The following is a 23,443-nucleotide window of genomic DNA, read 5'->3' as shown; positions in this document are numbered from 1 at the left end:
GTTAAGCGTATTTCCCATGAGTTCCGAGCCGTCCCGAAAATTTTACGGCCGTTCTTGACTCATCCGCCGGTCACCCTTATCTCGACGCGGCTGGCACTCTCCAAACGGGAGTGCTAACAGCACCGAGATACGGGTTTCCACCCGTCCATGTCATTTGATCGAGGGATTAGACAATGGCAAGCACCAATTTCCGCCCCCTTCACGACCGCGTCGTTGTTCGTCGCGTCGAATCCGAAGCCAAGACCAAGGGCGGCATCATCATTCCTGATACCGCCAAGGAAAAGCCGCAGGAAGGCGAAATCGTCGCCGTCGGCACCGGCACCCGCGACGACAAGGGCAACATCACCGCTCTCGACGTCAAGGCTGGCGATCGCGTCCTGTTCGGCAAGTGGTCCGGCACCGAAGTCAAGCTCGACGGCGAAGACCTTCTGATCATGAAGGAATCCGACATCATGGGCATCATCGGCTGATCTCAGTCGGTTGCTTTCACTGAAATATCGCTGACACCCCTTTTCAGGAGTTCCCAAAATGGCAGCTAAAGAAATCAAGTTCGGCCGCACCGCGCGCGAAAAGATGCTGCGCGGCGTCGACATTCTCGCCGACGCAGTCAAGGTAACGCTCGGCCCGAAGGGCCGTAACGTCATCATCGACAAGTCCTTCGGCGCTCCGCGCATCACCAAGGACGGCGTTTCGGTCGCCAAGGAAATCGAACTTGACGACAAGTTCGAAAACATGGGCGCCCAGATGGTCCGCGAAGTTGCTTCGAAGACCAACGACATCGCCGGCGACGGCACCACGACGGCTACCGTTCTTGCCCAGGCGATCGTTCGCGAAGGCAACAAGGCCGTTGCAGCCGGCATGAACCCGATGGACCTGAAGCGCGGCATCGACCTCGCAGTGGCTGACGTCGTCAAGGATCTCCAGGCCAAGGCCAAGAAGATCTCGACCTCGGAAGAAGTCGCACAGGTCGGCACGATCTCCGCAAACGGCGACAAGCAGGTCGGTCTCGACATTGCTGAAGCCATGCAGAAGGTCGGCAACGAAGGCGTCATCACGGTTGAAGAAGCCAAGACCGCCGAAACCGAACTTGAAGTCGTCGAAGGCATGCAGTTCGACCGCGGCTACCTGTCGCCCTACTTCGTCACCAACCCGGAAAAGATGGTTGCCGATCTCGACGACGCTTTCATTCTCCTCCACGAGAAGAAGCTCTCGAACCTGCAGGCAATGCTCCCGGTTCTCGAAGCCGTCGTCCAGACCGGCAAGCCGCTCCTGATCATCGCTGAAGACGTCGAAGGCGAAGCTCTTGCGACGCTCGTCGTCAACAAGCTGCGTGGCGGCCTCAAGATCGCTGCCGTCAAGGCTCCGGGCTTCGGTGATCGCCGCAAGGCCATGCTCGAAGACATCGCCATCCTGACGGGCGGCACTGTCATCTCCGAAGACCTCGGCATCAAGCTCGAGAACGTCACGCTCGACATGCTCGGCCGCACCAAGAAGGTCTCGATCTCCAAGGAAAACACCACGATCGTCGACGGCGCCGGCTCCAAGGCCGACATCGAAGGCCGCGTTGGTCAGATCAAGGCTCAGATCGAAGAAACCACTTCCGACTACGACCGCGAAAAGCTGCAGGAACGTCTGGCCAAGCTGGCCGGCGGCGTTGCCGTGATCCGCGTCGGCGGCTCGACGGAAGTCGAAGTCAAGGAAAAGAAGGACCGCATCGACGACGCCCTCAACGCGACGCGCGCTGCCGTTCAGGAAGGCATCGTACCGGGCGGCGGCGTTGCCCTGCTGCGTTCCTCCGTCAAGATCACCGCAAAGGGTGCAAACGACGACCAGGAAGCCGGCATCAACATCGTTCGCCGCGCTCTGCAGTCGCTGGTTCGCCAGATCGCTGAAAACGCTGGTGACGAAGCTTCGATCGTGGTCGGCAAGATCCTCGAAAAGAACGAAGACAACTACGGCTACAACGCCCAGACGTCTGAATATGGCGACATGATCACCATGGGCATCGTCGACCCGCTCAAGGTCGTTCGCACGGCTCTGCAGAACGCAGCTTCGGTTGCTTCGCTGCTGATCACCACCGAAGCCATGATCGCCGAACTTCCGAAGAAGGAATCGGCTGGCGGCGGCATGCCTGGCGGCATGGGCGGTATGGGCGGCATGGACATGATGTAAGACCTCCGGGTCTTCACATCTGAGCCAATCGGTTCAGTTGAGAAAAGGGCGATCCTCGGATCGCCCTTTTTGTTTTGTCTGCGGGATGGAGCCCGGCTGACAAAGACGCAGACCACAATTACAGTCGCGCCATGAGTTTCTTCGAGAGCCTGCTCGTCCTGCTGCTTGTCGCGATCGTGCTCCTGCAGATCTCGCGCCGGCTTTCCGTGCCCTATCCGTCGATGCTGGCGCTGGCGGGTGCCGCGGTCGCGCTGGTGCCGGGCATGCCCTATATCTCGCTCGATCCGCACACCGCGCTGGCGCTGTTCATCGCGCCGGCGCTGCTCGATGCCGCGTTCGATTTTCCGCTCGGGACGGCCCGCCGGTTCTGGGTTCCGCTGCTTGTCTTTGCGATCGGCGGCGTATGTGCGACCGCGGCGGTCGTCGCCTTTGCGGGATGGGCTTTTGCCGGGTTGCCGATTGCCGCGGCGCTGGTGCTCGGTGCGATCGTCGCTCCCCCCGATGCGGCAGCAGCGACGGCGGTGCTGTCGTCGATGTCGATCCCGCGCACCACCGATACGGTCCTCCGAGGCGAGAGCCTGTTCAACGATGCGGCCGCGCTGCTGATCTTCGACGCGGCGCTTTCGGTGCAATCGGCCGGCAGCCTCGACACCGGCGTCGCGCTGCATCTTTCCGTCGCAGTGCCCGGCGGCCTGCTGCTCGGCATCCTTGCCGCCTGGGTGGTCCGGTATCTCATGCGGTTCGTCGCCGGCACGCTCGGCGGCGTCCTCCTGCAGTTCGTCCAAACCTTCCTTCTGTGGATCCTCGCCGAACGGCTTGGCCTGTCGGCTGTGCTCGCCATCGTCGCCTTCGCGATGACGCTGGCGAGAAGCAGCGAAGCCCGCTCCTCGGCCCGCATGCGGGTGCAGTCCTATGCGGTCTGGACTGCGGTCGTCTTCGTGCTCAACGTCATGGCCTTCCTGCTGATGGGCATGCAGGTTCGCGACATCGTCGGCGGAATGCCGGCCGATCATCTTTGGGATGCTGCGCAGTTTTCGCTGATCACCATCGTGATCGTCGTCGCCGTCCGTTTTATCGTCTGCGTCGGCTACAATCGCCTCACCGCCTGGTACGAGCGCAGCCGCGGCAGGCCGGAACCCGCGACGACGACGCAGGCGCTGCTGGCCGGCTGGTGCGGCATGCGCGGCCTAGTGACGCTTGCGACCGCCTTTGCCCTGCCGATGGATTTTCCGCAGCGCGACGTGGTGGTGCTGACCGCCTTTTCGGTGGTTCTTGCGACCCTCGTCGTCCAGGGACTGACGCTGACGCCGATCATCCGCTGGCTCGGCCTCGACCGCCGTGCCGAGGGGCATGGTGAACTCGCCATTCTGCGCAGCAAGATCGCCCTTGCCGGCCTTTCGAGACTCGAGGGCGCGACCGAGACGGAGGCGGAACTGCTGCGCTCCAAGTTCCGCATCGAGCAGCTGGCCGCTTCCCGCAGCGAGGACGCCAACTCGCTCGAGACCTACCGGCGGCTGGCCCTGACGGCGATTGCCGCGCAGCGGGAAGAGCTGGAAAAGCTTCGCTCGGTGCACAAGGTCAATGTCGACGAATACAATCTGCTGCTCGAGGAGATCGACTGGCGCGAACTTTCGGTCCTGCCGGAAGATGCACGCAGGATCGAGGAGAGCTGATCCGCCGTTCAGTCAGTACTATTGCGGGTAACGAAATGCCGGCGCGGCATGCGAAGGGCGGCCTGGAAGCCGCCCCGTTACACCGATCTACAGTTCCGCGTTGCGCAATCAGTAGATATCGCGGCCGTTATTGCTCTTGCGGTAGATGTTGCGCGAAGCGCGGTCCTGCATGCGCTCGATCCGCTGACGCTCCCGATAGGAAATGTAGCCGTCACGGCCGGCACGGGACTGCGCCCGGTCGATGCGATGTTGCTGGCGGGAGAGGTTGCGCAATTCGCGCGGCGTCAGCTCACCCCGGGCCATGCCGCGATAGATGCGGTATTCCTGGCGGTTTTCCCGCGCCTCGCTGCGGTAGGTCTGGGCAAGGGTCGGAACCGCGGATGCGACCAGGAGAGCGAGCGCGGTGATGATGATCTTCTTCATGAGGGGTTCCTTTCATCGGCAATGATCGCATGTTGAAGGAGAAACGATGAACCTTTGCTGAAGGTTGCGTTCAGCAAAGAGGAGCATCCTTGAAGGTCGCTGCCGTTTGAAGCAGGCGGCGGCGCAGTATCGGCCGCACGAGCGATTGTCTCCTTTTGTCGAACAAACCGTCAATCATTGTTCATCTTCCGGATACGGGCGAAATGGGGCACATACGGTCCCAGAGAATTCAACCCCGCGTGTCCCACCAGAGACACCGATCCGGAGATCCCAAAAATGTCCACCACCGCTACCAATTCCCTGCTTCTCGTCGGCCGCGTCCTCCTGTCCGGCATGTTCGTCATGTCCGGTTTCCAGAAGCTCATCGATCCCGCCGGCACCGCCGGCATGATCACCGGCGCCGGCCTTCCGGCCGGCATGCTGCTCGCCTATGTCGCGGGCCTGTTCGAACTGGTCGCCGGCCTTGCCGTGCTGACCGGCTTCCAGACGCGCATCGCAGCGCTGCTGCTGGCTCTCTTCTCGGCTTTCACCGCGTTCGTCTTCCATTCCGGCGCCATCAACGTCCCGAACTTCCCGGAGGCCGCCAACGGCCTGCTGACGCTCTTTAACAGCCTGATGATGATGAAGAACCTGACGATTGCCGGTGGCTTCCTGGTTCTCACCGCCGTCGGCGCCGGTGCATTTTCTGTCGATGCCCGCCGCGGTTCTGTCGCAATCGCTGCCTAAGCTTTCGAAATTCCCTGCCCAAGACTGCCCGCCGGATGAGAAGTCCGGCGGGTATTTTTTTGATCTCAATCGGTCTGGACGGCCGGCAGTTCAGTCATTTCGGGCAGCCAGGAAACGGCCGAGCGGCACCAGATCTGGCGCTGCGGCTTCAACTCCGCCCGCTGGTCGATACTGCCCCAGCGGATGCCCCAGATCCTGGCCGCCTCACCTTCGCCATTGACGAAAAGCGGCGAGCCGCATTCGGGGCAGAAATACTGCTGGCGGACGCGGCCGCTCTCGGCCACCTTACGGTAGAGCTTTGGCTCGTGCCCGGTGAGCTTCAGACCGCTTTCCGGTACGACGGCGGTGACACGAAACGGCGAACCGCTCAGCGTCTGGCAATCGGTGCAATGGCAGATACTGATCCGCTTCGGGTCGAGTTCGGCCTCATAGGTCACATAGCCGCAATGGCATCGACCGGTCACGTGCATCGTGCTTCCTCCTCTTCAAAACTCAGAGCGCGGCGCGGACTGCCTCCACGATCCCGGCGATCCGCGGATCCTTCTCGTGAGCCGGCTTGCGGGCCCGGACCAGGCAGGCCTCGGACTTCAGGATCACCCCATCCGACAGGATCTTCAGGTGATTGGCCCTGAGCGTCGATCCCGTCGAGGTGATATCGACGATGATATCCGCCTGGCCGGCGGCCGGCGCGCCTTCCGTGGCGCCGAGGCTTTCGACGATGCGGTAGAGCTGGATGCCGTGCTGGCTCGAAAAGAATTGCTGGGTGAGCCGCCAGTATTTGGTGGCGATAGCCAGCCGCCGGCCATGGCGGGCGCGGAAATCCGCCGCCACGTCGCCGAGATCGGCCATGGTTTCGACGTCGAGCCAGATTTCCGGCACGGCGACGACCACATCCGCGTGACCGAAGCCGAGGCGGGCGCAGAATTCGACCCGTCCGTCGGCGCCGGCCATGCCTTCGCGCACCAGGTCTTCGCCGGTGACGCCGAAATCGACGGCGCCGCTCGCAAGCTCGCGGGCAATCTCCGAGGCCGAGAGATAGGCGATCTCGACGCCTTCCATGCCCTCGATACGGCCGCGATAGGAACGGTCGTTGCCGACAGCGGAAATGGCAAGCCCGGCGCGCTCGAAGATCTCGGCTGTCTCTTCCTTGATACGGCCCTTGGAGGGCAGAGCGATGGTGATCGTGCTCATCTGGATGCCCTCGCCGTTTCAATCCGGTCGAGCCAGAGCGAGAAACCGACAGCCGGAATATGTTCCTTTGCGCCGAGCAGAGTCAGCAGCCGATCGAAACGACCGCCGCCGGCAAGCACTGCCGACGATCCCACTTCGGTCACCTCGAAAACGAGGCCGGTATAATAATCGAGCGGCCGGCCGAAGGCGGCGCGGTAAGTCATGGCGGAGAGATCGGCGCCGGCATTGGCGAGCGCTGCCAGCCGGGCGTCGAAGCGAGAAACCGCCGCGCCGAGCTTTAGGCCGGCGGCATCGGCAAAGCCGGCCAAGGCGGCGGGCGCTTCCGCGAGTGGCAATTGCAGCGTCAGGAATTCGCGCAGCAGCAGCAATGCAGTGCCGTCGAGCCGGGTTTCGGCCAGTTCCAGCTTCTCCTTTAGCCGTCTCGCGATCTCGGTCGGCGAACGGCTGGCGTTGGTGGAATAACCGGTTTCCTGCATGGTGCGGTCGATGCGGGCAACGAGATCCGCCTCGTTGTCCGAAGCGATCAATTCGGCGATCTGCGGATCGAGGCCGGTGACCGGCTGCGGCCTGGCAAGCCGCTCCAGCAGCGCTTCGAGGTGCGCCATGTCGCCGAACGCGTGGATCAGCCGCCGCTGCCAGCCGAACGGTAGGCCGAGCGCCTTGACCACCGCCTCGAACACCGCCTGGTCGCCGAGCGTGAGCGCGAGCTTGCGGCCGGGCAGTAGCGCTTTCAGGATGCCGGTCGCATCGCCGATGGCCCGGGCATCGGAACTGGCGATATCCTTATCGCCGAGATCCTCGATGCCGGCCTGATAGAATTCGTGGGAACCCTCACGGCGCTGGCGGAACACTTCGCCGAGATAGGAATACCGTTTTGGTGTGCCGGTGGCCGTTTCGATGTGCCGCAGGCAGACGGGGATGGTGAATTCCGGCCGCAAGCAGAGATTGGTGCCGGTCTCGCTTTCGGTGAGGAAAATCCGGCGGCGCAGATCCTCCCCGGCCATATCGAGGAACGGTTCGGCGGGCTGAATGACCGGCGTGTTGACCCGCTCGGTGCGGCGGGCGGCGAATTCGGCGAGGAGGTCGCTGGAGAAGTCGGGCATGTCGATCAGGGGCATGGGATCGCTCCGAAGACAAGTCCCCTCCCCAACCCCTCCCCACAAGGGGGAGGGACTAACCCGCGGCGCTCCAAGAGCACAATCTCAGGCGTCACCGAATCTGGGCGAGTTGATTTGGGCAGGCCAGCGCCGCGTAAAGCCCCTCCCCCTTGTGGGGAGGGGTTGGGGAGGGGTCTACACTCACGCATTGCCCGCCCTCTTCCGATCCTCGGCCTGAGCAGCCAGAATCTCCTTCACCTTGGCGACCAAATCCGCCTCGGGAACGGTTTCCTGCGCTACACGCGCCTCGCGCCAGCTCGCATTGTCCTCGATCTCGCCGGACAGGCGCTTGCCCTCGATCAGGTCCTTCATCTGCACGACGCCCTGCGCCCGCTCGTCGCCGCCCTGGATGATGGCGATCGGGCAGCCGCGGCGGTCGGCATATTTCAGCTGGTTGCCGAACTTCTTCCAGTTGCCCTGGTACATTTCGGCGCGGATGCCTTCGTTGCGCAGCGCCTGGGTGAAGCGCTGGTAACGGCCCATGCTCTCGACATCGCCATCCATGACAGTGATCAGAACCGGGGCGATCACCTCGTCCTGGCCGAGCTTGCCGAGGTTCTTCAGCGCCGTCATCAGGCGCGAAACGCCGATCGAGAAACCGGTCGCCGGAACCGGCTGGCCCATGAAGCGCGACACGAGGCCATCATAACGCCCGCCGCCCCCGACCGAGCCGAACACGACCTTTTCGCCCTTTTCGTTGGTGACGTCGAAGGTGAGTTCGGCTTCGTAGACCATCCCGGTGTAGTATTCGAGACCGCGGACAACAGACATGTCGATAAGTACGCGCTCCGGCCCATAACCAGCAGCTGTGACCAAACTCTTAAGGCTAAGCAGCTCATCGATACCGTTCAGGTATGTCTCGTTTTGCTTGTTTCCTCCAAGTACGCCTTGCAACGGCAACATCATCGACCGTCGGGCTTCTTCTGAAGATTGGACCTGCTTAATCGATTCGCTATCTTTCGTTTCCAAGAACAAACTTGCAATGTAATCAATGTGCATTTGTTTGAGCCCCGCACCCTTGGTGAAGTCGCCGGACTCATCCTTACGGCCTTCCCCGAGCAACAGACGCACGCCTTCAATGCCGAACTTATCGAGCTTGTCGATGGCGCGCAGCACGTTCAGGCGACGTCCGGCATTCTCCTCACCGCCAAGCCCGATCGCCTCCATGACGCCGTCCAGAACCTTGCGGTTATTCACCCGGATCACATAATCGCCGCGCTTGATGCCGAGCGCTTCCATCGTATCGGCCATCATCATGCACATTTCGGCATCCGCCTGGACACCCGGCGCACCAACGGTGTCGGCGTCGAACTGCATGAACTGGCGGAAACGGCCCGGGCCCGGCTTCTCGTTGCGGAAGACGTAGCCGGCGCGATAGGTGCGGAACGGCAGTTGGATTTCGTTGAAATTTTCCGCGACATGGCGGGCGAGCGGCGCCGTCAGGTCGTAGCGCAGGCTCATCCACTGGTCGTCGTCATCCTGCAGCGAGAACACACCCTCGTTCGGGCGGTCGCTGTCGGGCAGGAATTTTCCAAGCGCATCGGTATATTCAAACAGCGGCGTCTCGACCGGGTCGAAACCGTAACGTTCGTAGACCTCGCGGATCTTCGCGGTCATCTCGTTGGTGGCGTGGATATCGGCGGCGGAGCGATCGACGAAGCCGCGCGGCAGGCGGGCTCTCAGTTTCTGCGGTTTTTTGCTCTTGTCGTTCATGATCGGAATTCCATTGCCAAAGGCCCCGGAGAGGCCGGATTTGTGTGCGGTTTCTTAGAGGATAGAGGCCGGAGCGGCAAGGGCGGCGTCATGCCGGATACTGGAAGGTGCGGACATAAAGTGCTATACGAGCGAAGTCCCCGCCACAAAGGAATGCGCCGTGGGTAAGCACGCTGCCATTGAGCTCCCTGATGAGACGATCGAACGGCTCGAAGCATTGGCTGAGCGGACCGGAAAAGATCCGTCTGTTTATGTCACCGAGGCTGTGGAGCAGTTGCTGGAAGATATGGAAGATCTGCGTCTGGCCGAAGAGGCTACGCTCAGAATCCGGCGCGGAGAATCCGAAGTGATCAGCAGCGAGGAGTTCTGGCGTGGTCTGGTCGATTGAATTCGACAAGCTGGTCCGAAAACAAGTCGAAAAGCTCGATCCTCAAGTCCAAAAACGTATCCATTCCTTTCTTTATAACCGTCTGGCAAAGCTCGATAACCCGCGCCAGGCAGGCGAAGCCTTACACGGATCCGAACTGGGCAAGTTCTGGCGCTACAAGGTCGGCGATTACCGCATCATCTGCGACATCCAGGACCACAAGCTCGTCGTGCTGGTGATCGAGGTCGGCCACCGCCGAGAGGTCTATCGCTAATTCATGCTCACCGAAGCCATCCAATACGCCGCGACCTCCCTGGTCACGCCGAAGCAATTCCGTCCCTTCATCCGTTCGTCCGTCAGCCTGTGGTCGCGGGCCGGGCGGTGCGCGAAGGATTGGGCAGCGCATGAAGAGAACTGCAAAGCCTTCATTCGCGAAACGATGGCCGGAATGAAGCAGCGGCGGACCTGCGTCGTGCTGGGTTCGGGCCTGCTGCGCGACGTGCCGATCGACGATCTGGCGGCGAAATTCGATACGGTGGTGCTGGTCGACCTCGTGCATCTGGCGAGCGTGCGGATGCGGCTGAAGGCGAAGCGGTTCGGGAATGTCCGGCTGATTTCGCGCGACCTCTCCGGCTTCGACGATGCGGTCGCAGCCAAAATTCCGGAACCGCTGTCGTTCCTGCGGCAGGTGCCGTATCTCGATCTCGTCGTCTCGGCCAATATCCTGTCGCAGATCGGTGTCGGATCGAAACGCCGGCTGGAGGCCGAAAACAGTCCCTCGCGCGACGAGGTCCTGCAGCGACTGGTCCGGGCGCATCTCGACGGCCTCAAAGCACTGCCCTGCAAAACGGCTCTGATCACCGATACCGCCTATCGCGTCACCGATCGGGCGGGCCAGGTGCTGGAAGAAGCCGACCTGTTTTATGGCGTGCCGGCGCCGGCAGCGAAACGGGGTTGGACTTGGCCGGTTGCGCCTTATGGCGAGCTCAGCAAGGAGTATCAGGCGGTGCACGATGTCATCGCCTTGTGATCTCGGCGCGGTTGATTTCCCCAAGGACGACCGTAGATTCGGAACCATGTCACGCCGCGCCGCTGACGCCCCCTCCCCGCGCCTGACGTAAATTCGGCTCACGTCATCATCAAAACTCTGTCGGACACGGAAAGGAAACCTATGTCTGCAAAAATCTTTCTCATGACCGCCGCCCTCTCCGCTCTCATGACCGGGCCGCTCGCCGCGCAGGAGATGAAGGGGATGGACCACTCCAAGATGAGCATGCCGACGGGCGGCAGCCCCTCCACCAAGGCATTCGAAGATGCGAACGCCAAAATGCACAAGGACATGGCGATCCAGTATTCCGGTGATACGGATGCAGATTTCGTGCGCAGCATGATCCCGCATCACCAGGGCGCAATCGACATGGCCAAGGTCGAGCTTGCGCATGGCAAGGATCCGGAAATCCGCAAGCTCGCTGAAGCCGTCATCAAGGCGCAGGAGGCGGAAATCGCCGACATGCAGGCCTGGTTGAAGGCGCACGGCAAGTAACAACCCTTGATGCAGATCGGCGCCGGGCAGGCTTTCATCTTGCCCGGCGCCCCCTTTTTCGCCATATCAGCGGATGGAGGCAGATCCATGCGCCCGATTACCGCCATCGGCTTCGATGCCGACGATACGCTCTGGCAGAACGAACAGTATTACCGGCTGACGGAGGAACACTTCGCCAAGCTGCTCGGCGGGTTCGCCGAAGGCGCGCATATTGCGGAGCGGCTGCTGGAAGCGGAAAAGCGTAATCTTTCCCACTACGGTTTCGGCATCAAAGGGTTCACCCTGTCGATGATCGAGACGGCGATCGAGATCACCAACGGCAAGGTGCCGACCAGGACGATCAGCGAGATCCTCGACATCGGCCGCGACCTGCTGCGCCATCCGGTCGAAACTCTGCCGCATGTGGAAGAGACGCTGGAGGCCCTGAACGGCGAATATCTGCTGGTGCTGATCACCAAGGGCGACCTGTTCGACCAGGAGCGCAAGCTCGCCCAATCGGGCCTCGGCGATTTCTTCGATGCGGTGGAGATCGTCAGCGAGAAGAACGCCACCACCTATCGCCGCATCTTCTCGAAGGTCGCGGACGGACCTGAACGGGCGATGATGGTCGGCAATTCGCTGAAATCCGACATCGTGCCGGCAATCGCGGCAGGGAGCTACGGCGTGTTCGTACCGCACGCGCTGACCTGGGTTCTGGAACATGTGGACGCGCCGACCGACGCGCCGCGCTTCCGCCAGATCGAACATCTGGGCGAACTGGGATCGGTGCTGTCGGAAATTACGGGCGCCTGAACTTCAGCCTGAGTTCATCGACTTCGCGCTGGCAGAAACAGCCGTCGAGATGGTCGTTGACCATGCCCATCGCCTGCATGAAAGCGTAGACGGTGGTCGGCCCGACGAAGGTCCAGCCGCGTTTTTTCAGAGCTTTGGACAACGTTACCGACACCGGCGTGGTGGGGTTGGCCCTGAGCGTCGCAAGATCCATCACCTCCGGACGCTGGTGCGGCCCCGGCTCGAAACTCCAGAAGAACTTTGCGAGCGAACCGAACTCGCGCTTCAGTTCGATGGCGCGGGCGGCATTGTTGATGGTCGAGACGATCTTGCCGCGATGGCGGATGATGCCGGCATCGGCCAGGCAGCGGGCGATATCCTCCTCGCCGAACTGCGCGATTTTCTCGAAATCGAAACCGGCAAAGGCGGCGCGGAAATTCTCGCGCTTCCTCAGGATCGTCAGCCAGGACAGGCCGGACTGGAAACCTTCCAGGCAGATCTTCTCGAACAGGCGGATATCGTCGGTCACCGGCCGGCCCCATTCCTCGTCGTGATAACGCCGGTAGTCTTCGAGACCGCCATGCCAGGCGCAACGCCCCTTGCCGTCTTCGCCGACGATGATTCCCGCCTTTTCCATTCCCAATTCCTTTTGGCCCGATCCCTTTGGTTAAGGGGCTTTTGGCCGGCTTTAACATTGGTCAACCATGTTTCAAAACCGGGCGGTAACCCTGCCAAAAGGTTTATAGGTCGGCCGGCTTGGAATGTTCCACCCGTTTACCATTCGCTTTCACCTCGCGGTCACCATGTTCGTCAACACCGACGCCAAATTATCCAAATGTTTGAGGGGCGTCCGGTCGGTGATTTGTAACGTGTGGATCCGATCATGAAGAAAACCCTTTTCCTGGCCTTCGGCCTTGCCGCCGCCTTTTCCAGTTCCGCCACGTTTGCCCAGGACCGCTATCGCGAGCGTCCGCCCGTGGTCGTCAGCCCCGATCTTGCAGCCCCATGGGTGATGCAGCTCGCCGGCCCCAACGGCCGCCCGGTGGTCTATCCGCGCCAGGCCGCCCAGCAGCGCGCCATCTACCAGCAGCGCGAGCAGCAGCCGATGGTTCGCCGCGGCATCTTCGACCGCTCCACCGTGCAGCCGGTGGCGATGCGGCCGCAGCCGATCCGCAGCCGGATCGAACCGCAGTTCCTGCCCCAGACGGTCGCCTACGACAGCAAGGAAAAGGCCGGCACCATCATCATCGATACCAATAACCGCTTCCTCTATCTGGTCACGGGCAATGGCCAGGCGCGGCGTTACGGCGTCGGCGTCGGCAAGCCGGGCTTCGAATGGGCCGGTGAGCACCGGGTGACCCGCAAGGCCGAGTGGCCGGACTGGACGCCGCCTTCGGAAATGATCAGCCGCGAAGCCGCCAAGGGCCATTACCTGCCGGCCCGCATGGAAGGCGGACCGGAAAACCCGCTCGGCGCCCGCGCCATGTATCTCGGCTCGACGCTCTACCGCATCCACGGCACCAACGCCCCCTGGTCGATCGGCAGCGCCGTCTCTTCCGGCTGCATTCGCATGCGCAACGAAGATGTCACCGACCTCTACGAGCGGGTGAACATCGGCACCAAAGTCGTCGTCATGTAACGCCGGCAAAGGCCAAAGGTGAGGCGGCGGAGACACAGTACCGCCGCCTTTTTGCCATCACATCTTCTTTATTACATCTATCCCGGCTTGCTTTGATGCCCGAGTCGGTTAGCCTCCGCCGTTCAACAGAGCGGAGAGGATTTTGGAATGAGAACAGGGGGAATGGGGGCAGGCAAGACCTTCGCAATGGCCGTGGGAATGGCTGGCGCGATCTTCTTTACCGCCGGACATGCGAGCGCAATCAGCCCGGCGGCAGCGCCTATCGAACGCCCTGCGGGCGACGTGACGCTTGTCGCGATGCCACGGGAAGTTCCGGAACAATTCAAGCGCCGCGTGGTGCGCTTCTCGACGACCGAGAAACCCGGCACGATCATCGTCGATACCAACAACAAGTTCCTCTACTATATCGAAGGCCCCAACCGGGCGACCCGCTACGGCATCGGCGTCGGGCGCGAAGGGTTCGGCTGGTCGGGCGTGGTCAGTGTCGGCCGCAAGGCGGAGTGGCCCTCCTGGACGCCGCCGGCCGAGATGCGCGTTCGCGAACGCCGCGCCGGCCGCATTCTGCCAGCCGTGCAGGAAGGCGGCATCGACAACCCGCTCGGTGCCCGCGCCATGTATCTCTACAAGGGCGGCCGCGACACGATCTTCCGCATCCACGGCACCAACCAGCCCTGGACGATCGGCCTCAACATGTCATCAGGCTGCATCCGGATGATGAACAAGGATGTCGAACATCTTTATTCGCGCGCCGACATCGGCACGAAGGTGATCGTCATCGGCCCCGGCAACCGGCAGGGCAGCGTCGATTTCAAGGATCGCGGCATCGATATTTTCGGCACAATTTTCGGCGGCTGAGAAACCTCGTCAAAGGTCAAAAAGGGCAGCAAAAGCTGCCCTTTTCAGAGGTTTAGACTTCGTTAACCATAAATCGCCTAGCTTCGTCGGCGACTGATGCAGAAAAAGCACAGACCGCCGATGCATCCGCCGCTAAACATTCAGTCATCAAAAGCCAACGTTCCTCCCTGCAGGCTGATTCATGCGCAAAATTCTTTCTTTCGCTTTCGCTTCCACGCTTCTCACCGCTGGTCTTGCTTATATTGCTCCGGCTCAAGCGGCCGACATGACACCAGCCACCCCAGCCTATGTGGCTCCGGTTCACACCGGCGGATTTGAAATCTCCGGTTACGGCGGTTACCAGTTCGCGCCGCACTCCGATGTCGACGTCTCGGACGGACCTGATTTCGCAGCCGGCTGGGATACCAAGCCCTTCGCGATGCCGCCCTACTGGGGCGTCCGCGGTACCTACTGGTTCGACGGCGGCGCCCTCACGAACTGGGGTGTTTCGCTCGATTACACCCACGCCAAGGTCTATGCAGACGACGAGAGCATGGTCAAGGCTGGCGGCTGGAGCGTCTTCGAATTCACCGACGGCCTGAACCTGCTGACGCTCAACGCGCTCTACAAGTTCCCGATCGAAGGCAGCAAGTGGACGCCTTATGTCGGCGCCGGTGTCGGTATCAACGTGCCGCATGTCGAAGTGACCCGCGCTTCCGGCCGCACCTTCGAATATCAGTTCGGTGGCGCGACGATCCAGGCCCAGGCCGGCGTGAAGTACCAGCTCACCGAAAAGTGGTCGATGTTCGCCGAATACAAGGGCAACTACTCGTTCGTGGATGTGGACATCGACAGCGGCGCTTCGCTGAAGACCAACATCCTGACGCACGCCATCAACCTCGGCGTCTCCTACAAGTTCTAAGGCTTCAGGCCTTTGACGAAAAAAGCCGGCGATTTCGCCGGCTTTTTTATTGAGCGGAATTTTATCCGGCCGGGATCTTTTCCGGCTTGGGGCCTCCATAAGCCCAGTCCAGAAGCTCGACGGTGTGCAGGATCGGGATCGCGGTGCCGGAGGCGATCTGGGTGATGCAGCCGATATTGCCGGTGGCGATCACATCGGCCTTGGTGGCCTCGATATTCCTCACCTTGCGAGCCTTCAACTGTGCCGAGATTTCCGACTGCAGGATATTGTAGGTGCCGGCCGAACCGCAGCACAGATGCCCCTCGCCCGGATCGCGGACAGTGAAGCCCGCCGCCTTCAGCAGGTTCTTCGGCGCCATGGTGATCTTCTGGCCGTGCTGCATCGAGCAGGCGGAGTGATAGGCGACGTTCAGCCGTTTCGGTTCGAGCCTCGGCAGGTCGAGCGTCGACAGATATTCGGTAATATCCTTGCCAAGACTCGAGACTTTGGCCGCCTTGTCCGCATAGGCCGGGTCGAGCCTCAGCATGTGGCCGTAGTCCTTGATCGTCGTGCCGCAGCCCGACGCGGTGATGATGATCGCATCGAGGCCACCCTTGTCGATCTCGCGCATCCAGACATCGACATTGCGGCGGGCAAAATCGAGCGCCTGCTCCTCGCGGCCCATATGGTGGACGAGCGCGCCGCAGCAGCCCTCGCCTTCCGGCACCACGACTTCGATCCCGAGCCGAGCAAGAAGCCGGAGGGTGGCTTCGTTGATGCCCGGATCGAGCACCGGCTGAGCGCAGCCTGACAGGATCGCGACGCGGCCGCGCTTCTCGGTCTCGGGCGCATGCGTGACAGGCATCGCCGAGTGGGAAATCCTGGCGGCGGATTTCGGCGCGAGATCCAGCATCGCGCCCAGCGGCTTCAGCGCAGGAATACGCTTCAGGAGCGGCGCGAAGGGGCGACCGAGTTTGGCGAAACCAAGTGCCGCGCGGAAGCGGGCGGGATAGGGCAGAACGGCGGCGAGCAGGTCGCGGATCAACCTGTCCATCAGCGGGCGCCGGTAGGTATTCTCGATATGGATGCGGGCATGGTCGACCAGGTGCATATAATCGACGCCGGACGGACAGGTGGTGACGCAGGCAAGACAGGAGAGACAACGGTCGATATGGGTAACCACTTCCTCGTCCGCCGCGCGGCCGTTTTCCAGCATGTCCTTGATCAGATAGATGCGGCCGCGCGGGCTGTCGAGTTCGTTGCCGAGGGTGACGTAGGTGGGACAGGTGGCGGTGCAGAACCCGCAATGGACGCAGCGGCGGAGGATCTTTTCGGATTCGGCCACATGCGGATCGGCGAGTTGGGCGAGAGTGAAGTTGGTTTGCATTTATTGAGTATCCCTCGCGGAGGCTGCGCATCGATCGAGGGCACTGCGTCCTGAAGCACACCCCCCTCTGGCCTGCCGGCCATCTCCCCCACAAGGGGGGAGATCGAATCGCGGCAACGTCTCGCCAATTTCGACAGCGGTGATGGAGGCTGTGTCAGCGCGCCCAGCCGATCTCCCCACCTGTGGGGGAGATGGCCGGCAGGCCAGAGGGGGGCGACCGGGTGAAAGCGACGACATATTCATCACCCCATCTTCCCCGGACAAAAAATGCCGGCCGGGTCGAGCTTCTGCTTTACGCGCGCCGAGAGTGCCGCCACCGCATCCGGCAGCGGTTCGAAAGCCTGCGTTCCCGCGCGCACCGCATCCGATGCCCGCAGCAGCGTCGCGTGGCCGCCGCCGAGAGCGCGGATATAGCGGCGCAGCAAATCCGCTTCCGGGTCTGCCTCCATGCGCATCCAGACCAACCCGCCCTGCCAGTCGTAGAAGGCATCGACGCCGGTTTCCAGCCGGAGGGCGGCAACGAGTTGATGGCCCGCAGACGGGGCGATCGAGACGCGCCAGACGGGTTTCAGGGTCCCATCCGAATAGGGATAGACATCGCGGATCTGGCGCCAGAGCGTTTGGTTCTCCTCCAGGCCGAGCCGGGAGACCGGACCGAATGCCTCCATGACGGCCGCGAGCTTTTCGGCGCGCACGGAAACCGACGCGGCAAGGCCTTCAAGGCGCAGGACGGTCGCCTCCCCGCTCGGCAAGGCACCGCCGAGAAAACGGAACCGGACAGTCTGCGGCAGGTGGGCGGCGCCCGATACTTCGACCGGCAGCGCCATCGCCGCCGCCATCGCCTTTGCGGCGGCCGCGTCGTCGAGGCCGGAGATGACGATGGTCTCCACCGTCTGCGGCACCGGCAACACCCGAAAAGTCACTTCGGTCAGGAACCCGAGCGTGCCTTGCGAACCGGCGAGCAGTTTGACGAGATCGAGGCCGGTGACGTTCTTCATCACCCGGCCGCCGGCGCGGATCGCCTCGCCCCGGCCGTTGATGAAACGGATGCCCAGCAGGCTGTCGCGGGCAGCACCCGAGACGAAACGACGCGGGCCGGAGACGTTTGCCGCAAACACGCCGCCGATCGTCGGCTCGCCGAGCGTGCCCATGACGCCGCGATGGTCCATCGGCTCGAACGCCATCATCTGCCGGTTGGCGGCGAGCACCGCCTCGATCTCGGCGACCGGGGTACCTGTCTTGACCGTCATCACCATTTCCGCCGGCTCGTAGTCGACAATGCCGAAAAGGCCGGTCGAGTTCATCATTTCCGCAGGCTCGGCGGAGTTACCGAAACCGGCGCGGGTGTTGCCGCCGCACAGCGCAAGCTTCTTGCCGTCGCCGGCGGCATTGCGGATGATATAGGCGGCATCCGTTTCGGAATTCGGGATCAGCGTCATGCGGCAGGCCGTCCATCCAGCGGAAAGACCTTGGACGGGTTGAGTATCCAGCCTTCGTCGAAGGCGTAGCGCACCGCCATCTGCTGGTTGAGGTCAGCCTCCGAATACTGGTGGCGCATCAGGTCGCGTTTCTCGATGCCGACGCCATGTTCGCCGGTCAGGCAGCCACCGGCATCGACGCAGAGTTTCAGGATCTCGTTGCCCGCCTCCTCGGCCCTGGCCGCATCCTCGGGGTCGTTCGCATTGAACAGGATCAGCGGATGCATGTTGCCGTCGCCGGCATGAAAGACGTTGGCGACCCTGAGCCCGAAACGATCGACGATCTCGGAGGTCTTGTTGAGCACATAGGAGAGCTTGCCGAGCGGCACCGTGCCATCCATGCATATGTAATCGGCGATGCGGCCCGTGGCGCCGAAGGCGGATTTGCGGCCTTTCCAGATCAGCGCCGCCTCGGTTGCCGACTGGCTTTCGCGCACCGTCTTGACGCCATAGCGCCCGGCGATCTCGACGATCGCCTTCAGCATCGCCTCCATCTCGGCCTCGGAGCCCTCGACCTCGACGATCAGCAGCGCTTCCACGTCGAGCGGATAACCCGCATGGGCGAACGCCTCGCAGATCTCGATCGCCGGCTTGTCCATGAATTCGATGGCGACGGGAATGATCCCCGAGCCGATGATGTCAGCGACGCAGGCGCCTGCATGCTCGGATGTATCGAAGCCGAACAGGACCGGGCGGGCGCCCTCCGGCTTGGCGATCAACCGAACCACGGCCTCGGTGACGATGCCGAGCTGGCCTTCCGAGCCGCAGACGAGGCCGAGCAGGTCGTAACCCGCCGCATCCAGATGTTTGCCGCCGAGGTCGATCACCGCGCCGTCGACCAAGACCATCTTCACGCCGAGCAGGTTATTGGTGGTGACTCCGTATTTCAGACAGTGGGCGCCGCCGGAATTCATGCCGATATTGCCGCCGATGGTGCAGGCGAGCTGGGAGCTGGGATCCGGCGCATAGAAAAACCCGTCGATGCCGACCGCTTCGGAAATGTTGAGGTTGGTGACGCCTGCCTGCACGGTGGCGGTGCGGTTGGCGTAGTCGACTTCCAGGATGCGCGACATCTTGGACAGGCCGAGCACGACCGCATCCTCCTGCGGGATGGCGCCGCCGGAAAGCGACGTGCCTGCCCCGCGCGGCACGACCGGAATGCCATAACGATGACAGTATTTCATCACCGCGGCCACCTGCGCCGTGGTCTTCGGCAGGGCGACGGCGAGCGGCAGGCGGCGGTAGGAGACGAACGCGTCCGTCTCGAAAGGCACCAGCTCGCGTGCCTCATGGACCAGGCATTCGGGCGGCAGAAGCTCGGTCAGGTCGGCAATAATCGCCGCCCGGCGCGACAGCACCGCCTCGCGAGGCTTCAGAAAACTGATCGTATCGGCCACCGGCTCCTCCTAAAGACATTCAACTGGTATACTTTTTTTACCAGTGATACAAGAAGCCCGAACGCCAGGCTGGCATCACCCGATTGGAGACGGCAAAGTTGACGCATGAGCTTTTCGCGCCGGTGCCGCATGGTCGAACTGCGGACGAGGTCATCCTGCAGATCGAGAGCCTGATCCTGAACGGCGTGCTGCGCGACGGCGACCGCCTGCCGGGCGAGCGCGAGCTGGCCCAGAGGTTCGACGTTTCCCGGCCGATCCTGCGGGAGGCGCTGAAGGAGCTGGAGGCACGCGGGCTGCTCACCAGCCAGCACGGCGGCGGCACCTATGTCGCCGATATCGTCGGCCAGATCTTCTCGCCGCCGCTGGTCGCCCTGATCCGCCGGCACCAGCGGGCGGTTCACGACTATCTGGAATATCGTCGCCAGCTCGAAGGCATGACGGCGGAACTTGCCGCCGAACGCGCGACGGACACCGACAAGCAACTCATCGAGCGCATCCTGGAGACGATGCGCAGCGCGCATCGGGACGGGCGTTTCGAGGACGAACTGACATCCGACGTCGAATTCCACAATGCAATCGGCGATGCGGCGCATAACATCATTCTCATGCACACCCTGCGCGCCTGCTACCGGCTGCTCAGCGACGGGATCTTTTACAACCGCCGCATCATCTTCAATGTCGGCAGCGCCCACGATGCCGTGATGACGCAACACGAAGCGATCGGCCAGGCAATACTGGACGGCGATCCTGCCAAGGCCCGAAAGGCTGCGGAAGACCATATCGACTTCATCTCGAAGGTCACCAACGAGGCCGAACGCACGGGAGAATGGAGCCGAATCGCGCAACTCAGGATGATCCAGACCACGATCTGAGGCCCCTCCTGCAGATGGCCGGACGTCATGCACAGCTACAATTGAACACCTGTGCAAATTTCTATTGACGTGAAACTAAGTGGCCTCACAATGGTTATCGCTTCCGTAGTGGTTATCCACCGTGATTCTTCTCAAAAGGAGCCGCTGAGGGTCGTTAATCCTCGCGCAAGCATTATATTAGTAAATTACCATTTGCTGGAGGACTAAACAGAAATTGGGCTTGATGGATCGGGTTACGAGCAATCTCAGGTTGATGCTGCAGCGGCCGCCGCGGCAGCAATATGCTGCGCTTTGCTACCGGATAAAAAAGAAGCCGGGACAACTCGAGGTTCTTGTTGCGACCAGCCGCGATACCGGCCGATGGGTCGTGCCGAAGGGCTGGCCGATGACCGACAAGAAGGCTCACCAGGTCGCCGAACGCGAAGCGTTCGAAGAGGTTGGCGTCAAGGGCAAGGTGGAGAAGGAACCGCTCGGTTTCTATCACTACCGCAAGACCCTCGATAACGGCCTGAAGATCCCTGTGCGGGTGCAGGTTCACGCGCTCGAAGTGGACGAATGCTTGAAGAGCTATCCGGAAAAGGGCTCTCGAACACTGGAATGGGTTTCCTGTGAAGAGGCCGCGCTGCGCGTCAACGAACCGGAACTGAAGATTCTCTTCCTGCAGTTCGCCGAACGAATGCAGCCGCGCGTTCCGCAGCTTGCAATCAAGGCTGCAAGTTAGAGCGCTTCGAAGCACCTTCACAATTCCGCAATATTGCCTTCGCCTGCGCACGCTATTAAGCGATAGGCCTTGATTTCTTCCGGGAGGCGGAGACGGCCGACAGTTCCGTTCTCGCGCCTCACTTTTCACCCAAGGATGGAGATATGGGCCAGAAAAGGCCGCGCCTGGCGAAGCCGACGCTCGACAAGGATCTGGAGAAATTCTCCTCCGTTGAGGAAGCCACCCGGCAGATGTCGCGCGGGCTTGCCGCACCGGGAACGGCACTGCTGTTCATCATCCTCGTCGCCATCTTTGCGGCCGCCTACGTCACCGGCAAACCCGGCGCCGTCGTCGTCATCGCCGCCTCCGGCCTTGCCGCCTACATGGCGATGAACATCGGCGCCAACGACGTCACCAACAATATCGGCGCTGCCGTCGGTGCCCGTGCCATGACCATGACCTTCGGTCTCGGTCTTGCGGCCGTTTTCGAAGTGGCGGGTGCCGTGATCGCCGGCCGGGGCGTCGCCAACACGATCGCCAACGGCATCATGCAGGGCGGCATGATCACCAGCCCCGACGTGCTGATATGGGCGATGATGGCGGCACTCCTCTCGGCCGCGGTGCTGATCAACGTCGCGACCTGGCTCGGCACACCGATTTCCACCACCCATTCGATCGTCGGCGGGGTCATGGGTGCCGGGATCGCGGCCGCCGGACTATCCGCAGTCAAGTGGGGAACGATTGCGGGCATCACCGCAAGCTGGGTCTTTTCGCCGATCCTCGGCGCCGTCATTGCCGCCTCCTTCCTGTTCTTCGTCAAGGAAACCATCATCTACCGCGAGGACAAGATCGCCGCGGCGAAGAAGTGGGTGCCGGTGCTGATCGGCGTGATGACTGGCGCCTTTGCAGGCTATCTGGCGCTGCTCGGGCTGGGAGAACTGGTGGACGTGTCGGCGCCGGTTGCCACGCTTGTCGCTCTCCTGACCGGCCTCGCTGCCTGGCGCCTGCTGATCCCGGTGATCGCCCGGCAAGCCGAGGGGCTCGAGAACCGCAATCAGTCGCTTCGCGCGCTCTTCCGTATTCCGCTCATTCTTTCTGCGGCCCTGCTCTCTTTCGCGCATGGCGCCAATGACGTTTCCAACGCCATCGGTCCACTTGCGGCGATCGTTTCTGCGGCCCAACGGGGCATTTCGACCGGCGTACGCATCCCGCTCTGGGAACTGATCATCGGTGGCCTCGGAATCTCGCTCGGCTTGCTGCTCTATGGCCCGAAGCTGGTCCGGCTGGTCGGCGCCGAGATCACCAAGCTCAATCCGATGCGCGCCTATTGCGTCTCGCTGTCGACGGCGCTGACGGTGATCGTTGCCTCCTGGATCGGGCTGCCGGTTTCCTCGACCCACATTGCCGTCGGTGCGGTGTTCGGCGTCGGCTTCTTCCGCGAATGGTATACCCGCCATTCCCGACGCCGCTTCGAATACATGCGGGTGCGGGCCGGCAAGGATCTCGATACCACCGAGCCCTTCGAGCGCAATGACGACGAGCTGAAACGGCGTTACCTGGTGCGGCGCTCGCATTTCTTGAGCATCATCGCGGCGTGGATGATCACCCTTCCGGCGGCAGCAACCCTTGCGGCGCTGATCGCCACGGCTATGTTCGCGCTGTTCGTCTAGCTTCGAGGTTTCCATGCGCGCCAATTTCCGGATGCAGAGGCTGTTCATCGAGGCGCCGCTCGGCGCCGGTGTTCGCCATGAGGTGTCGTCGGAGCAGTTCAACTATCTCGCCAACGTGCTGAGGATGGAGGAAGGTTCGGCAATCCTGCTCTTCAACGGCCGCGACGGCGAATGGAAGGCGAAAATCACCTATCCGACCCGCAAGAAGATCGTGCTGGAAGCGATCGAGGAAACCCGGCCGCAGCCGCCTGCCTCCGACCTGCATTATCTCTTCGCGCCGCTGAAGGTCGGTCGTCTCGACTATCTGGTGCAGAAGGCGGTCGAGATGGGTGCAGGGTTCATCCAGCCGGTCATGACCCAGCATGTACAGGGCAAGATTACCAGCATGGACCGGCTTCAGGCGAATGTGGTGGAGGCCGCGGAACAGTGCGGCATTTTGTCGGTGCCGGAGGTCGCGCCACCGAAGAAACTCGGCGACCTGCTCGATACCTGGCCCCACGATCGGCGCATCATCTTCTGCGACGAAGGCGACGAGGGCCAGAACCCGCTGCCTATCCTCTCGGCGATCAAAGAGAGCAAGCTGGCGCTGCTGGTCGGCCCGGAAGGCGGATTTTCGGACGAGGAAAGGGAAAGGCTGCGTTCGCTTTCCTTCGTCACCGCGATACCGCTCGGGCCCCGGATATTAAGGGCGGATACGGCTGCGGTGGCGGCGCTTGCGGTCATCCAGGCCGCGGTCGGCGACTGGCGTTGACCCGCTTGACATGACGGCCTCGAAAATTCTGAATCTATCTTGAAAGAAATTCACTTGCAGCGCACATCAATCCGGTCC

General features: G+C 62.2%; 25 protein-coding genes. 16 read left to right on the top strand and 9 right to left on the bottom strand.

Going from position 1 to position 23,443, the window contains the following annotated elements:
• Positions 1-173 precede the first annotated feature (173 nt).
• The 3 genes from groES to ACSQ3G_RS01740 all read left to right on the top strand — a co-directional run bounded on the left by groES (position 174) and on the right by ACSQ3G_RS01740 (position 3,845).
• Positions 174-470, top strand: coding sequence for a co-chaperone GroES (groES, locus tag ACSQ3G_RS01750; RefSeq protein ID WP_007752582.1), 297 nt, complete (start codon positions 174-176; stop codon positions 468-470).
• Positions 471-528: 58 nt separating this feature from the next.
• On the top strand, positions 529-2,172 hold the full coding sequence (gene groL, locus ACSQ3G_RS01745; protein ID WP_038540272.1) for a chaperonin GroEL: 1,644 nt from the start codon (positions 529-531) through the stop codon (positions 2,170-2,172).
• Positions 2,173-2,303: 131 nt separating this feature from the next.
• Positions 2,304-3,845: a cation:proton antiporter gene (locus ACSQ3G_RS01740; RefSeq protein WP_436108822.1), complete on the top strand. Its 1,542-nt coding sequence runs from the start codon at positions 2,304-2,306 to the stop codon at positions 3,843-3,845.
• Between the two features lie 108 nt (positions 3,846-3,953).
• Here ACSQ3G_RS01740 and ACSQ3G_RS01735 read toward each other — a convergent pair whose 3' ends face one another.
• On the bottom strand, positions 3,954-4,268 hold the full coding sequence (locus ACSQ3G_RS01735) for a hypothetical protein (protein WP_436108821.1): 315 nt from the start codon (positions 4,266-4,268) through the stop codon (positions 3,954-3,956).
• A 276-nt stretch (positions 4,269-4,544) separates the two neighbouring features.
• Between ACSQ3G_RS01735 and ACSQ3G_RS01730 the strand changes: the two genes are divergently transcribed.
• Positions 4,545-4,994 carry a DoxX family protein gene (locus ACSQ3G_RS01730; protein WP_436108820.1) on the top strand — a complete coding sequence of 150 codons (450 nt, stop codon included), beginning with the start codon at positions 4,545-4,547 and terminating at the stop codon, positions 4,992-4,994.
• A gap of 65 nt (positions 4,995-5,059) precedes the next feature.
• On the opposite strand, the gene ACSQ3G_RS01725 is transcribed toward ACSQ3G_RS01730, so the two are convergent.
• The 4 genes from ACSQ3G_RS01725 to hisS all read right to left on the bottom strand — a co-directional run bounded on the left by ACSQ3G_RS01725 (position 5,060) and on the right by hisS (position 9,055).
• Complete coding sequence (locus ACSQ3G_RS01725; RefSeq protein WP_436108819.1) at positions 5,060-5,464, bottom strand: GFA family protein; 405 nt, start codon at positions 5,462-5,464, stop codon at positions 5,060-5,062.
• A gap of 22 nt (positions 5,465-5,486) precedes the next feature.
• The gene (gene hisG, locus ACSQ3G_RS01720; protein WP_436108818.1) at positions 5,487-6,185 is read right to left on the bottom strand and encodes an ATP phosphoribosyltransferase; all 699 of its coding nucleotides are present in this window, start codon (positions 6,183-6,185) and stop codon (positions 5,487-5,489) included.
• A complete protein-coding gene (locus ACSQ3G_RS01715) occupies positions 6,182-7,303 on the bottom strand; it encodes an ATP phosphoribosyltransferase regulatory subunit (RefSeq protein WP_436108817.1) in 1,122 nt (373 codons plus the stop codon). Before ACSQ3G_RS01715 ends, hisG begins: the two co-directional genes overlap by 4 nt.
• A 180-nt stretch (positions 7,304-7,483) precedes the next feature.
• Positions 7,484-9,055, bottom strand: a complete 1,572-nt coding sequence (gene hisS, locus ACSQ3G_RS01710; RefSeq protein WP_436108816.1) for a histidine--tRNA ligase — start codon at positions 9,053-9,055, stop codon at positions 7,484-7,486.
• 160 nt (positions 9,056-9,215) lie between these two features.
• Here hisS and relB point away from each other — a divergent pair, with 160 nt between their 5' ends.
• The 5 genes from relB to ACSQ3G_RS01685 all read left to right on the top strand — a co-directional run bounded on the left by relB (position 9,216) and on the right by ACSQ3G_RS01685 (position 11,757).
• Positions 9,216-9,443 (top strand): type II toxin-antitoxin system RelB family antitoxin, encoded by a 228-nt coding sequence (relB, locus tag ACSQ3G_RS01705; RefSeq protein ID WP_436108815.1) that lies wholly within the window; start codon positions 9,216-9,218, stop codon positions 9,441-9,443.
• The gene (locus tag ACSQ3G_RS01700) at positions 9,427-9,696 is read left to right on the top strand and encodes a type II toxin-antitoxin system RelE family toxin (protein WP_436108814.1); all 270 of its coding nucleotides are present in this window, start codon (positions 9,427-9,429) and stop codon (positions 9,694-9,696) included. The genes relB and ACSQ3G_RS01700 overlap by 17 nt, the downstream gene beginning before the upstream one ends.
• Before the next feature lie 3 nt (positions 9,697-9,699).
• A complete protein-coding gene (locus tag ACSQ3G_RS01695; protein ID WP_436108813.1) occupies positions 9,700-10,452 on the top strand; it encodes a hypothetical protein in 753 nt (250 codons plus the stop codon).
• Between the two features lie 141 nt (positions 10,453-10,593).
• Positions 10,594-10,965: a CopM family metallochaperone gene (copM, locus tag ACSQ3G_RS01690; protein WP_436108812.1), complete on the top strand. Its 372-nt coding sequence runs from the start codon at positions 10,594-10,596 to the stop codon at positions 10,963-10,965.
• 87 nt (positions 10,966-11,052) lie between these two features.
• Positions 11,053-11,757, top strand: a complete 705-nt coding sequence (locus tag ACSQ3G_RS01685) for an HAD family hydrolase (protein WP_436108811.1) — start codon at positions 11,053-11,055, stop codon at positions 11,755-11,757.
• On the opposite strand, the gene ACSQ3G_RS01680 is transcribed toward ACSQ3G_RS01685, so the two are convergent.
• Positions 11,744-12,373, bottom strand: a complete 630-nt coding sequence (locus tag ACSQ3G_RS01680; protein WP_105418578.1) for a DNA-3-methyladenine glycosylase I — start codon at positions 12,371-12,373, stop codon at positions 11,744-11,746. The two genes, ACSQ3G_RS01685 and ACSQ3G_RS01680, sit on opposite strands and share 14 nt — an antisense overlap.
• Positions 12,374-12,616: 243 nt before the next feature.
• Here ACSQ3G_RS01680 and ACSQ3G_RS01675 point away from each other — a divergent pair, with 243 nt between their 5' ends.
• The 3 genes from ACSQ3G_RS01675 to ACSQ3G_RS01665 all read left to right on the top strand — a co-directional run bounded on the left by ACSQ3G_RS01675 (position 12,617) and on the right by ACSQ3G_RS01665 (position 15,131).
• Positions 12,617-13,375: a L,D-transpeptidase gene (locus ACSQ3G_RS01675; RefSeq protein ID WP_498072572.1), complete on the top strand. Its 759-nt coding sequence runs from the start codon at positions 12,617-12,619 to the stop codon at positions 13,373-13,375.
• 147 nt (positions 13,376-13,522) lie between these two features.
• On the top strand, positions 13,523-14,230 hold the full coding sequence (locus ACSQ3G_RS01670; RefSeq protein ID WP_436108809.1) for a L,D-transpeptidase: 708 nt from the start codon (positions 13,523-13,525) through the stop codon (positions 14,228-14,230).
• Between the two features lie 181 nt (positions 14,231-14,411).
• A complete protein-coding gene (locus ACSQ3G_RS01665; RefSeq protein ID WP_498072568.1) occupies positions 14,412-15,131 on the top strand; it encodes an outer membrane protein in 720 nt (239 codons plus the stop codon).
• Positions 15,132-15,192: 61 nt separating this feature from the next.
• On the opposite strand, the gene glcF is transcribed toward ACSQ3G_RS01665, so the two are convergent.
• From glcF to ACSQ3G_RS01650, 3 genes are all read right to left on the bottom strand, one after another.
• On the bottom strand, positions 15,193-16,497 hold the full coding sequence (glcF, locus tag ACSQ3G_RS01660) for a glycolate oxidase subunit GlcF (protein WP_436108807.1): 1,305 nt from the start codon (positions 16,495-16,497) through the stop codon (positions 15,193-15,195).
• Between the two features lie 242 nt (positions 16,498-16,739).
• Complete coding sequence (locus ACSQ3G_RS01655) at positions 16,740-17,936, bottom strand: FAD-binding protein (RefSeq protein WP_436108806.1); 1,197 nt, start codon at positions 17,934-17,936, stop codon at positions 16,740-16,742.
• Positions 17,933-19,372, bottom strand: coding sequence for an FAD-linked oxidase C-terminal domain-containing protein (locus tag ACSQ3G_RS01650; protein WP_436108805.1), 1,440 nt, complete (start codon positions 19,370-19,372; stop codon positions 17,933-17,935). The genes ACSQ3G_RS01655 and ACSQ3G_RS01650 overlap by 4 nt, the downstream gene beginning before the upstream one ends.
• Positions 19,373-19,470: 98 nt before the next feature.
• Between ACSQ3G_RS01650 and ACSQ3G_RS01645 the strand changes: the two genes are divergently transcribed.
• The 4 genes from ACSQ3G_RS01645 to ACSQ3G_RS01630 all read left to right on the top strand — a co-directional run bounded on the left by ACSQ3G_RS01645 (position 19,471) and on the right by ACSQ3G_RS01630 (position 23,365).
• Positions 19,471-20,244 (top strand): FadR/GntR family transcriptional regulator, encoded by a 774-nt coding sequence (locus tag ACSQ3G_RS01645; RefSeq protein WP_436108804.1) that lies wholly within the window; start codon positions 19,471-19,473, stop codon positions 20,242-20,244.
• Between the two features lie 214 nt (positions 20,245-20,458).
• A complete protein-coding gene (locus tag ACSQ3G_RS01640) occupies positions 20,459-20,965 on the top strand; it encodes an NUDIX hydrolase (RefSeq protein ID WP_105426546.1) in 507 nt (168 codons plus the stop codon).
• 143 nt (positions 20,966-21,108) lie between these two features.
• Positions 21,109-22,614, top strand: coding sequence for an inorganic phosphate transporter (locus ACSQ3G_RS01635; RefSeq protein WP_436108803.1), 1,506 nt, complete (start codon positions 21,109-21,111; stop codon positions 22,612-22,614).
• Positions 22,615-22,627: 13 nt separating this feature from the next.
• Positions 22,628-23,365: a 16S rRNA (uracil(1498)-N(3))-methyltransferase gene (locus ACSQ3G_RS01630; protein WP_436108802.1), complete on the top strand. Its 738-nt coding sequence runs from the start codon at positions 22,628-22,630 to the stop codon at positions 23,363-23,365.
• Positions 23,366-23,443: the final 78 nt, after the last annotated feature.

This window comes from Neorhizobium tomejilense, from assembly GCF_964254135.1.
Taxonomy (GTDB): Bacteria; Pseudomonadota; Alphaproteobacteria; order Rhizobiales; family Rhizobiaceae; genus Neorhizobium; species Neorhizobium tomejilense.
The sequence above is the reverse complement of the archived record's forward strand: the minus strand, read 5'-3'. Positions and strand labels throughout refer to the sequence as shown.